Annotated in this window: 9 protein-coding genes and 1 pseudogene; 1 reads left to right on the top strand and 9 read right to left on the bottom strand. The window is 48.3% G+C overall.

What is annotated here, in order from left to right; all coding sequences use genetic code 11:
• The coding region (locus tag ACOJS8_RS26810) for a GTP-binding protein (RefSeq protein ID WP_420151632.1) at window positions 1-202 on the bottom strand (202 nt) is incomplete at its 3' end.
• Between the two features lie 169 nt (window positions 203-371).
• On the opposite strand from ACOJS8_RS26810, the gene ACOJS8_RS26815 reads away from it, so the two are divergent.
• Window positions 372-854, top strand: a complete 483-nt coding sequence (locus tag ACOJS8_RS26815; RefSeq protein ID WP_420151633.1) for a thioredoxin family protein — start codon at window positions 372-374, stop codon at window positions 852-854.
• A 64-nt stretch (window positions 855-918) separates the two neighbouring features.
• On the opposite strand, the gene ACOJS8_RS26820 is transcribed toward ACOJS8_RS26815, so the two are convergent.
• The 8 genes and pseudogenes from ACOJS8_RS26820 to ACOJS8_RS26855 all read right to left on the bottom strand — a co-directional run.
• Window positions 919-2,178, bottom strand: coding sequence for a glycosyltransferase family 4 protein (locus ACOJS8_RS26820; RefSeq protein ID WP_420151634.1), 1,260 nt, complete (start codon window positions 2,176-2,178; stop codon window positions 919-921).
• Window positions 2,159-3,775, bottom strand: coding sequence for a heparinase II/III domain-containing protein (locus ACOJS8_RS26825; RefSeq protein WP_420151635.1), 1,617 nt, complete (start codon window positions 3,773-3,775; stop codon window positions 2,159-2,161). Before ACOJS8_RS26825 ends, ACOJS8_RS26820 begins: the two co-directional genes overlap by 20 nt.
• Entirely contained in the window at window positions 3,772-5,961 is a 2,190-nt protein-coding gene (locus tag ACOJS8_RS26830; RefSeq protein ID WP_420151636.1) for a bi-domain-containing oxidoreductase, read from the bottom strand. Before ACOJS8_RS26830 ends, ACOJS8_RS26825 begins: the two co-directional genes overlap by 4 nt.
• 4 nt (window positions 5,962-5,965) lie before the next feature.
• Window positions 5,966-7,096, bottom strand: coding sequence for a non-hydrolyzing UDP-N-acetylglucosamine 2-epimerase (wecB, locus tag ACOJS8_RS26835; RefSeq protein ID WP_420151637.1), 1,131 nt, complete (start codon window positions 7,094-7,096; stop codon window positions 5,966-5,968).
• A gap of 10 nt (window positions 7,097-7,106) precedes the next feature.
• The gene (locus ACOJS8_RS26840; protein WP_420151638.1) at window positions 7,107-7,799 is read right to left on the bottom strand and encodes a class I SAM-dependent methyltransferase; all 693 of its coding nucleotides are present in this window, start codon (window positions 7,797-7,799) and stop codon (window positions 7,107-7,109) included.
• Window positions 7,786-8,925, bottom strand: a complete 1,140-nt coding sequence (locus ACOJS8_RS26845) for a glycosyltransferase (RefSeq protein ID WP_420151639.1) — start codon at window positions 8,923-8,925, stop codon at window positions 7,786-7,788. The genes ACOJS8_RS26840 and ACOJS8_RS26845 overlap by 14 nt, the downstream gene beginning before the upstream one ends.
• On the bottom strand, window positions 8,922-9,944 hold the full coding sequence (locus ACOJS8_RS26850) for a glycosyltransferase family 4 protein (protein WP_420151640.1): 1,023 nt from the start codon (window positions 9,942-9,944) through the stop codon (window positions 8,922-8,924). Before ACOJS8_RS26850 ends, ACOJS8_RS26845 begins: the two co-directional genes overlap by 4 nt.
• Window positions 9,945-9,955: 11 nt before the next feature.
• A pseudogene (locus tag ACOJS8_RS26855) lies at window positions 9,956-10,750 on the bottom strand (hypothetical protein); the annotation flags it as partial.

A 10,750-nucleotide genomic window follows, 5' to 3' on the forward strand; every position in this document is an offset into this window, starting at 1 on the left:
CGATTATAAAATGGTTGATCAGCTGTGTTTTGCCGGGTTTTCCCGAAATTTTGGCCAGCGATGATCGCCCCGTCAGCATATTGATTAACGAGGATTTCCCGACGTTCGAACGTCCAATAAACGCATATTCAGGCCGGTCGGGCTTGGGGCATTTGGCCGGGTCGGAATTGCTGACAAAGAATTCGGCTTGTTTAACTGGCATGGCTCGGTGCTATGAAAACGGGCACAAAGTTCGGAAAGAATAACCAGAATGGCACGTAGTTGGTTAGTTGTGATTAGTCGTCATGCCTGCTAATTTGGTCCTCAAGAAACGAAAAAGGCTCGTTACTACGTTATAATCCCGAAAACTATAAAGAACTATCCGTTCGATCATGAAAAAAGTATTCTGGCTATTCTCAACGCTCTGCATCAGCCTGGGTTTTGTGGCATCTCATGCAGCCCTTCCTCCAGTAGCCACTCGTGATGGAGGTACCAAAATTTCTTCACGTAACAGCGGTGAAGGCATTCAGTTTACTGAGTCTTCCTGGAAAGAAATTCTGAAGAAGGCAAAAGCGGAGAAGAAAGTGATTTTTCTGGATGCCTACGCAAGCTGGTGTGGCCCCTGCAAAATGCTTCAGAAGAATGTTTTCACAAAGAAAGAAGTAGGTGATTTTTATAATAGCAAGTTCATCAACGTAAAGATGGACATGGAGAAAGGCGAAGGCCCGGCGCTGTCGCAGGTCTATCCGCTAGAGGCATATCCAACGCTTTTGTACATAGATGGCAATGGAAAAGTGTTAAAGAAAGTCCTGGGATATCACTCGCCGGAAGAATTGATCGCGATCGGTAAGAGCGTAAAACAACCGACTATGTAGTCTTATTTTTCTGTAAAAAAGGCTGACTTTGCGAAGTCAGCCTTTTTTATTTTCAGCCTTACACTTACAACTCAGCGGAGACCTGATGTAAATGCATTGTTTTCAGAATTTGCCGGGCCATTTCGCGGCTAATGGCTTTGCGTTGGAACTTTGCCTTAAACTCCTTTCTTTCCTCAACGTAATAAGGTGTTTCGCGCAATTGACGCGCCAGACTTTCGGCATCGCCCGGATCGAACACGATACTGTTTGTCAGATGGCTTCTAATGAACGAAGCGGCATAACCGGCAACGCCCGCCAGAACAGGCTTGTTTGTTGCTCCATACTCAAACAATTTTGAGGGTAACACGCGCTTACAGGCTTCCAGGTCATTCAAATGCACAAACAGATAATCTGCCTGCTGGTATTCGATCAATAAAGCTGATCGCTCAACGGGTTTACGTAATTCGACATTCTGGATATTTTCCGACTGAATAATTGACTCCAGTTTGGGCCTGGCCCCACCGTCGCCAATAATAACAAACTTGTACTCACTACCCAGTTTATGAGCTGCCTGCGGAATAATTTTGTGCAATCCCTGCCCTTCGCCGATATTACCCGCATAAAGAATTGTTCGTACGGTACGGTATTTTCTTCCTAAAACGGAACGATCTGGCTGCAGAGCAGATGGAACGGTCAACAGGAAAGGGGAAAGAAATTCGTCATCTATTCCGTTCGTCAGACAGCTGTACGTTGCCTTGGCGTAGGCTTCGAAGTAAGGGCGAAACCCTTCCGAAACCATGTTTATATGATTGGCATGACTAAACGTAAACTGTTCGACTACTTTAAGAGCAGGATTCAACAAAAGCCGGGCCAGCGGATTTTTCAGCACGTCCAGGATCGCTTCCCGAAACAGATCGCGAATATCTAAAAACAGAGGAACCCGGCCTTTTCCCAGCGCAAAACTACGACGGGCCAATAGGGCGCCGGTGAAGGCTGTAAACAAACGGGACGAAGAAGCGACGACCAGATCATACTTGTTTTTCTGGGCGAGTTGATAAGCGGCCCAGCAATACGTCTGGAAGGAATAAATCTGGTCGCGAAACCCGTTGCTGTGCGTCGGAACTGGAATGCGCTCAATAATAATTCGGCCTCCGTCAGTTATGCGTTCTTCGTACGCGGGCGCTATTGCTGTGAACGACTTGTACCGGTTAGGCTGCGAGGTTATTACATGAATGGAATCGTCAGCACTCAGAAATGTTGCCAATTCGTTCACGACTGACGTATTACGGAAAGCACACGGCCCCAGATCGGGTTCAAAATTGAAGCTAAGGTAAAGTATTTTCATTCAGCAGGGTTAAGGTGGTTTTCAGGGTCTTTGTAAAGGCTATTTCAATGCACCGGCCAGACCGCAACTGGTTAAAACCTTCAGCCATAGCGTAGGTTGTGACGCATAATTCTGGTTTGGTTTCTGTCAGAAATGACAATTGCACCGGCCCGGCCATGACCCACTCATCGGCTACCTGCACCACAACATCCGGATGAAAATAAAAACGGGCAATACCTCCCTTCGCCGAAAATGCCTTGCCGTCCGCACTTAACAAACGATCGATAATTATCAGCCTGGAGGATTCAACCACCCAGCTACGCTCATGAATAATATTGGATCGCGTATAACCGTCATGGCGGGCCGTTATGGTATTTTCTGTACTGGTTAGCACGGCCACCCGAGCCCGACGACCGACACGAAAACCAGCCCAAACTTCAGACGAGTTATCGTCAGCTATACTGACCGTATTATGCGCGGCCGTACTACGTTCCCGTTGTCGTCTTTGTCCATTCTGATACGTCGACGTGCCGCTATCCACAATGACGGGGCAGTTATCCACATACATCAGGAACGAAAACGTATCGGCGTGCGCGTGACCGGGTTGATGGTTAGGCCCGACTGCGCCGATATCAACAAAAAGCTCGTACCGATTTTGGCGAAACATATAATAGCCACTGTCGTCTTTCTTTTTAGCTACGAATGGGAAAAGTGGCGTTGAACTGATACCCAACTGTTCAGCTTTCTTACGAAGTTGAAACGTAGCAGGGGCCACCCCAAATGCTGAATCATTGACCATTGGTACGTCACCGTTACGGAACGTAATGGTATGGAGCCAGCCGAGCATACACGCGGCTTTCTGAGTCAGAAACGTAGTGAGTTTTGAATCGTTGTGCCAGGGATCGTATTGCAAAATCAAGAGTACATCCAGCAACCGGTCCAGCAAAATCTGATGATACATTGGGCTACGTTCGTCATGACAGCCATCGGCTAAAATTTGCGCGGCCAGTTCGCGGTAAACGATTGCTGACGCCTTTTGAAACCAGCCCTTGTGCCGGAAATACGTAGCACCCGTCAACAGCGCAAAGCCATTTTCGAGCAAGTGATTCCCTGCCAGATGATATTCCAACCGACGGCTGAGTAATTGCGTTTGCGCAAACAGATGACTGTTGATTTGCGCATCCTGAACGTGATGGCGACTCAAAAAATGAGCCCAGTTTATAATGCGTAGCGATGTTGGATACGACTCCAGGCCGTCTCGCAACTGGTTTGTTTGGCCAATAAAGTCACGAATCAAGCTCAGGCCGGTTTCCGATGTTACGTTAGCCTGATTCAGGAAATCGAAGTAGTTGAGATTGTACGTCCAGAGTTTCCCGTAATCTGCGTAGTTCCAGTCAACTTTATTCAGAAACGTAACGGGCTGATTCAGAAACGTATACGTATCTCCCCGCCACGAAATGGGTTTGCAGGGACCGACAGCGGTTAGAAAATAGAACCTGGGAACGTAGCGAGGCAAATAAAGCCGGGGACGGCTGCGGAATCGGTTCCAAATCTGGTAAACAATCTGCCGAATGGTCAGGCAACGTATTGTTCGCCAAAGCAATCCGATTTTGCTCATGACGCAGCCAAAACCAATGCCGAACGTTGTGCCATACCGATATCAGCTACGTTAATCCAGCGTATTTCGCGCAAACTTTGTAAAGCTGCCAGCATGGTTTGGGTCGTATTAATTATCTCCGCAAACGGAATAAGAGCTGATGTATGTTCAGCGTTTTGCCTACTGCCAACCAGCTCTACCAACCGCTTCAGCTGCTCGACATGCCCTTTGTTCTGACGACCCGACATATGCGAGAACCCTTTAAAACCATAACCCGTTAGTTGCCGAAAATTATCTAACACCAACGTCCGCTCCTGCGAATACACCTCAACCCGCTCTTTGGCATACGCTTTACTTCCATTGCTGAAATAGTTGATGACGCCAGTCGAGCCGTTTTCGTAACGTAGCGAAAGCGATGCGGAATCACTACGTTCATCAGGATGTAACCCCATCGCACTCGTACATACACTCGTTACGTAACTCCCTGTTAAAAAAGTAATCAGATCAACGAAGTGGCAGGCTTCACCCAGGAGTCGTCCTCCACCAATGGCTCGATCATGCACCCACGAATTGGCAGAAATAAAGCCTGCATTTACAGTTATCGTTACGTTCATCGGAATTTCGCCAGATCGTTTTCCGCCTAAGAGCATTTTCATTTTCTGTGCATAAGGCGAAAATCGACGGTTGAAGCCGACAGTCACAAAACGGCCTGATTCCTGTTGCGCTTCAATAATGGGTAGCAGTTCATGTTCATAGATAGCCAATGGTTTCTCTACAAACACATGCTTTCCTGCTCGCAAGGCTTCGACCGTCAGATGAGCATGGCTGTTATGGCGTGTTGTGATGATACACAACTCAACATCAGAATCGTTGAGGGTTTGCCGGTAGTCGGCAGTGCTATGTGCAATACCATATTTCTTGGCCAGTAACGTAGCGTTGAGCCCATTTGCACTGGCAATACTTTTCAGATTAGCACCGGTTGATTTAAGAGCTGGCAGCAAGACATTTCCGGTGAAATTTCCAGCTCCAATAAGGCCAATTGCGCCATCACGAGCCACGTATTGGATTTCTCGCAAGCGTATCACCGGACTCATATCCACGCATTCGGGATACGTTAATAGAGAGGCAATACGCTGTGATGATTTTATATCGCCGTAAATCTTCCCGAAGTCAGCCAACGGAACCTTGTCCGTAATGAAGGGCACTACGTTTAATTGCCTGTTTTCCAGAAACTGGAGAACGGCCTGAAAATTTCGATTAGCCGTCCAGCGAACGTAGCTCAATGGGTAATCGTTTCCCTGTCGCTCGTAAGTTTCGTCGTAACGACCAGGGCCGTACGAGCATGAAACCTGAAACGTAAGTTCTTTTTCATAGAAATCGGCTCGGTTCAGCGTCAGACCAACTACACCGACCAGTACAATTCGGCCTCTTTTCCGACTCATCCGGGTGGCCTGGCTTATCAGTTCGTCACTTTTTGCCGAAGCTGTGATGATTACACCATCAGCACCAATCTGGTTTGTGAGGGATAAAACTGCTTTGACAGAATCTAATCCTGTCGCAGCGTTAAGCGTTTTAATCCCCTGTTGTTCAGCCAGTAAGCACTTACTCTCGTCAATGTCTATTCCGATTACGCAACAGCCGTCCAACCTGAGCAATTGGGCCGTCAATAAGCCGATCAGTCCTAAGCCGATGACTACAACCGTTTCGCCAAAGGTCGTATTCAACAATCGAATCCCGTGCGCACCAATCGCTCCAATAACCGCAAAAGTTGCCTCGTCGTCACTCACCGTGGCCGGAACAGGAGCTACCAGATTACGCGGTACACAAACGATTTCGGCATGGTGGCCATTGGAAACAACCCGGTCGCCGATGTGCAGATCCGTTACGTCCTCGCCAACAGCCAGCACGGTTCCAACATTGCAATAGCCGAGCGGCAACGGTTGATCAAGTTTGCGAAAAACAGCTTCCAGCGTGGGCATTAAGCCATCCGACTGAATTTTCTCCAGCACCTGTTTCACCCGATCCGGCTGCTGACGGGCTTTGGCAATCAGGTTCGCCTTTCCAAACTCCACCAGCATTCGCTCAGTACCCAGCGATACGAGTGACCGACGTGTTTGAATCAACACCTGGCCCCGACGCACCCGCGGAGTCGGTACGTCTTCAAGATAGGTTTGGCCTGTTTTAAGATTCTGAAGCAGTTGTTTCATCCTGTTATTCTATGACTCTTGAGACTTTCGTGTCTGGCTTTGTAGACTGCGAACAAAGAACCTCTGCCATTCGCCGGGCCGCCAGCCCATCCCACAAGGGCGGAATCTGGCCCGTTTTAATTCGACCGGCCAGAATCTCATCTACCGTCAATTGCACTGTTTCCGGGTCGAGATCCGCGAGAAGATGATTCGTACCAAGCTTCACAGTAACAGGCCGTTCCGTTGAGCTTCGAAACGTCAGGCAGGGCACGTTTAGGTACGTTGTTTCTTCCTGAATCCCACCGGAATCAGTAATGATAGCCGTCGCATGTTCCATCAGATTAAGAAATTCCAGATACCCCTGTGGCTCTAACAGTTTACTATTCGCAATAGCGCTCAGACGTTCCAGAAGGCCATGCTTTATCAAACTTCTTTTTGTGCGCGGATGCAGCGAAAACAGCACCGTTTTACGAGGGGCAATCACTTCGACAATGTTCAGAATACGTAGTAAGCCAGCCAGTGTATCCACATTAGATGGCCGGTGCATAGTCATCAATACGTAATCGTTCGGCATGAAGCCCATCTTTCCAACTGTATTCAACTGATTGGCTTGCGTACGAAACCGTATCAGCGAATCAATCATTACGTTGCCGACAAAGTGAATTTTTCCGGCAGAAACGCCCTCCTGACGAAGGTTATCCAGACCAGCCTGTTCTGTCACGAATAATAAATCAGCCATTGCATCCGTAAGAATACGATTCCTTTCTTCCGGCATCTGGTCGTCGCCAGAACGTAAACCGGCTTCAACATGCGCAACCCGTATCCCGGCCTGCTTAGCCGATAGCGCACAAGCGAATGTGCTCGTTACGTCGCCAATCACCAGTACCCAATCTGGTTTTTCGGCGGCTAGTACGGGTTCAAATTTGAGAAGAATGTCGGCCGTCTGCTGACTTTGGCTACCTTCACTAATGTTAAGATGATAGTCTGGCTCAGGTAAATTGAGCTGCTGAAAGAAAACATCGCTCAGGCTGGCGTCGTAATGCTGACCGGTATGGACAAGTTTCGATTCAATAGCAGGGCAGGATAGAAAGGCCTGGTGCAACGGGGCCACTTTGATAAAATTGGGCCGTGCGCCAACAACGGTAAGGATTTTCATTTAATCAGGTTTAGCACGTCTTTTTTCGGCAGACAACAACGAATAAATTATTGACGTAACGTTGAGGCAAAAACGGCTTTAGCATCCTTGAAATCGGGTCATGACCTGAAAAGTAAATCGTTTCCAGAACCTCGAATCCTACGTCCGTTAAAGTCTTTCCGAAAGCTTCTTCAGTCGACCGGTTGCGAACATGGCCAACATATACCGGCAGCCCCGTCAACCAAAAGAGTATGCGTTCCAGCCTTCGATAAATACTTACTGAGTTAGGAATAGAGACGATAAGATGTCCGTTTGGTTTCAGTAAAGTGTGGGTTTGTTGGAGCAGTTGCTCCATGCTATTTACGTATTCTAACAAACTGGACATAATAATCACATTCTGAAGCTTGTAGGCAGCCAGATCAATTAGTGGTAGCGCTTGCAATACGTAGTGTACATTAGCCGATTTCCTTTTCTGATTAGCGAGCGTAATCATGGCGGCAGACCCGTCAAGGCCAATCACCTGACACCCTTTCCGGGCGAGGTAGTTGCTGAAAATGCCTGATCCACAACCAAAATCCAGGACTCGATCTGTTTGCGCTACGTACTGGCCAAACAAATTTATCCAGACCTGAAATCGCTCCTGAAATGCCGCAGACAGCTCGTATTTTCGATCAAACTGAGCAGCGATGCTGTCATGAAAATCAATGGCGTTAGGAAGGCTCATTTTTCTGATCCTTAAGAAGATTACGATAAAAGTTCTCCCATAATGCTACGTTTCGCATCATATCAAAATCCCGATGGGCCAGCTCAAAAGCGCGTTTTCGATAGGATTCGTAGTCATTGGCAGACAGTGTCATGTACGTTTCGATAGCTCGCCGTAGCGAGTCAGAATCATTGTGCACCCAATGACCGGCCTGCTCGATTTCAAGCTGTTGCCAGGGGGTTCCCGTCGAAGCAATAACGGGCGTTCCCTGAGCCATTGACTCAATCACTACGTTCCCAAAATTTTCGGCATGTGAGGGTAAAATGGTCACGAGCGCATCGGCATAAAGACGTTCTTTATCCTTGCCATAAACCGGCTCCTGGAACACTATTTTTTCTGTCAAATTCAGGCGCTTAATCAATGATTTTAGCTGTAGGCTATATACTTTATCATCGTCGGGGCCAACAATGAGCAGCGAGTACTCACTCTCCCGGAATAATGGTGATTTACTTACGGCGTCAATAAGTCGATCAACAGCTTTGATTGGATGAAGGCGACCGATAAACAGTAGATACGACCGCGCCGGGGTCGACTCCACTTTTTGGGGCAGTTCCATCATATTCCGAATTTCGGTTACCCGCGCCTGTTGGCCGAAGTGCGTTCGTATGTCAGCCGCTTCTGCGGCACAGGTCGCATGAAAGCTAATGGATGCGCTTACACGCCTGAACAACTTGAGACGTAGCTGTTTAAGGCGGGTACGAAAGCGTAATGCGGCCGGACTTAGTTCGCCGTGGGGTGCCCAAACAACGGGTTTCTTTACCAGTCGGCTCATTACTACCCACACAAAAGAAGCTGGATAAAACAAGCTGTTAACGTGAACTACGTCGGCCTTACGAATAATCTGCCAGCCATACCATATGTGTTTGATCGGAAAATAAAAATGAGGATTCCGTGTGTAAATCACCTGCCCGCAATCCAATTTCAGCCACTGATCAAGCAGAACGGTCGGTGGCAAAAAATCCGAAATAGCTACTACCACTACGTCGTGTCCGGCTTGCGTCAAGGCTTTTGCCTGCCAGTAAATAGCGTTACTGGGTCCACCCATCTGTGCCGGGTAAAAACAGTCGACCGATAAGGCAATTTTCATGGTAAAAACGAAACAGAGTGAGCAACCGATCCAACCTGCTGATACATTGCTACGTATTGGCTGGCAACAGTAGCCACCGAATAGCGTTGCGCATTTTTTAGTCCGGCATCAATCAGCGCCTGCCGATACGTGGTGTCGTGAATGAGCCGTAGAATCCCCTGACGAATAGCGGTTACGTCAGCCGGATCAATCAGATGGGCAGCATCAGCCGCGACGTCGCGCATGGGCGACAAGTCGGATGTAATGACGGGGCGGCCCAGGGCATTGGCTTCGAGAATGGGCATTCCAAAACCTTCGTAGGTCGAAACGAACGTAACAATGTCGCAATTCCTGTATAGCTGGATGACTTCATCGCGACTCAGGCCAACGTAGTGCTGATACGTAATTCCACGCCGTTTCAAATCATTGATAATCGCCTTTGTCAACCTACCAACAAGAACGAGGACACAGTCGATTCCGTCGATGGCAGCCATCAGATTCGACAGGTTTTTGTGTGGAGCCGTGCCCACTTGCAACAGAACAGGTCGCTCATCAGGAGTTGGCATCGGCTGGTACACAAAAGCAGGATCATACGCATTCGGCACCACAACGGCTTTCTTGGCAATCGGACCTACGTACTGAATTAATTCCTGCCGGGTTTTCTCTGAAACAACAGTCAAAACGGCGGCACGGCGTACGGGCAGATAGTACCAGAAAAACCAGAAAAACGCATACCGTAATGGCCGTTTCCGATTGGTTACCAACGTAATACAATCGTGAATAGTCAGTACGATTCGGGTGGGCGGTATGGCCAGTGCTACGTAGTGAATATCGCCTGTTATATGAAATACATCGGCCCGTAACGCAGCCACAAATCGCAGGTTTCGCCACACACTACGCAAACCACGACTGATAAATGGCAGGCGGACGGCGCTAACCGATACAGGATACTGGTTCGTTATTGCCTTCTGGAAATTAGCAAACAGGGCTTCGATGCTATAGCCTGTGCCAGGACTGCGAAATAGGTAAGTAATGGTCATGTGTGACTAGGCTACAACTGAATACCAACGCGCTTCATCAAGCCAAAGAGCAGTAGAATAAATAGGGCGTTGTTAGTCAAACTACCCCAGGTAGAAAGTACGTCGGTTTCCATTGTCAGACAGCCGATATACAGCATTGGTAGCCACAGAACGGTTGTAGGTATACGTTGTGATAAAGTAAGGACGTAGTGAAAAACTTTACTCAGCAGCCATCCGTACAGCAGCGCAAACAGAATACCGCCGTAGCCAAAATTCACGTATCCTTCGCCCAGGGGCGATAAATTCACGCTCGTGTTTTCCGACTGTGGCAACGTAGTGAATCGGTGAATGTTCTCGTAACCGCCCGTTTGGGGTTTGGCTGCCCAAACGACACGGGGAACGATTGGGTACACAAAGGATAACAACACCTCGCCATTGGCAAAGGCTTCGTGCATTGGTACTTTTGCCATCGCGCTCCCAATCATAATTCCTTGATTGAACCGCACGAACGACAGAAAAAGGTGATCTACATTGAGCAGTTTTTCTGGATTTGCCAACCGATCGAAAAGCAATTCACCGAGCAACTCGGCATTGCCGCTACGTTCTCCGCGCCGATATCCCCACGTATTGAAGCGATATTCGCCCTTCACCGACTGAATAAGCAACAGAAAAGCAAAAGCCAACACCACAAAGCCCGTTTTCAGCCGGTTCGATAATCGGTAGGGCATACTGGCAACGCCAAAAATGGTCATCAACATCACCCAGAAAAACAGATCGCCGAACATACCGGCCTTAACGGTATAGGTTATTAACATACTCGCTACCAG

Source organism: Spirosoma sp. (assembly GCF_048594605.1).
Taxonomy (GTDB): domain Bacteria; phylum Bacteroidota; class Bacteroidia; order Cytophagales; family Spirosomataceae; genus Spirosoma.

Excerpts from the sequence above, each read along its gene's own strand:
- ACOJS8_RS26815 (WP_420151633.1), top strand. The coding sequence starts at position 372 with ATGAAAAAAGTATTCTGGCTATTCTCAACGCTCTGCATCAGCCTGGGT.
- ACOJS8_RS26820 (WP_420151634.1), bottom strand. The coding sequence starts at position 2,178 with ATGAAAATACTTTACCTTAGCTTCAATTTTGAACCCGATCTGGGGCCG.
- ACOJS8_RS26825 (WP_420151635.1), bottom strand. The coding sequence starts at position 3,775 with ATGAGCAAAATCGGATTGCTTTGGCGAACAATACGTTGCCTGACCATT.
- ACOJS8_RS26830 (WP_420151636.1), bottom strand. The coding sequence starts at position 5,961 with ATGAAACAACTGCTTCAGAATCTTAAAACAGGCCAAACCTATCTTGAA.
- wecB (WP_420151637.1), bottom strand. The coding sequence starts at position 7,096 with ATGAAAATCCTTACCGTTGTTGGCGCACGGCCCAATTTTATCAAAGTG.
- ACOJS8_RS26840 (WP_420151638.1), bottom strand. The coding sequence starts at position 7,799 with ATGAGCCTTCCTAACGCCATTGATTTTCATGACAGCATCGCTGCTCAG.
- ACOJS8_RS26845 (WP_420151639.1), bottom strand. The coding sequence starts at position 8,925 with ATGAAAATTGCCTTATCGGTCGACTGTTTTTACCCGGCACAGATGGGT.
- ACOJS8_RS26850 (WP_420151640.1), bottom strand. The coding sequence starts at position 9,944 with ATGACCATTACTTACCTATTTCGCAGTCCTGGCACAGGCTATAGCATC.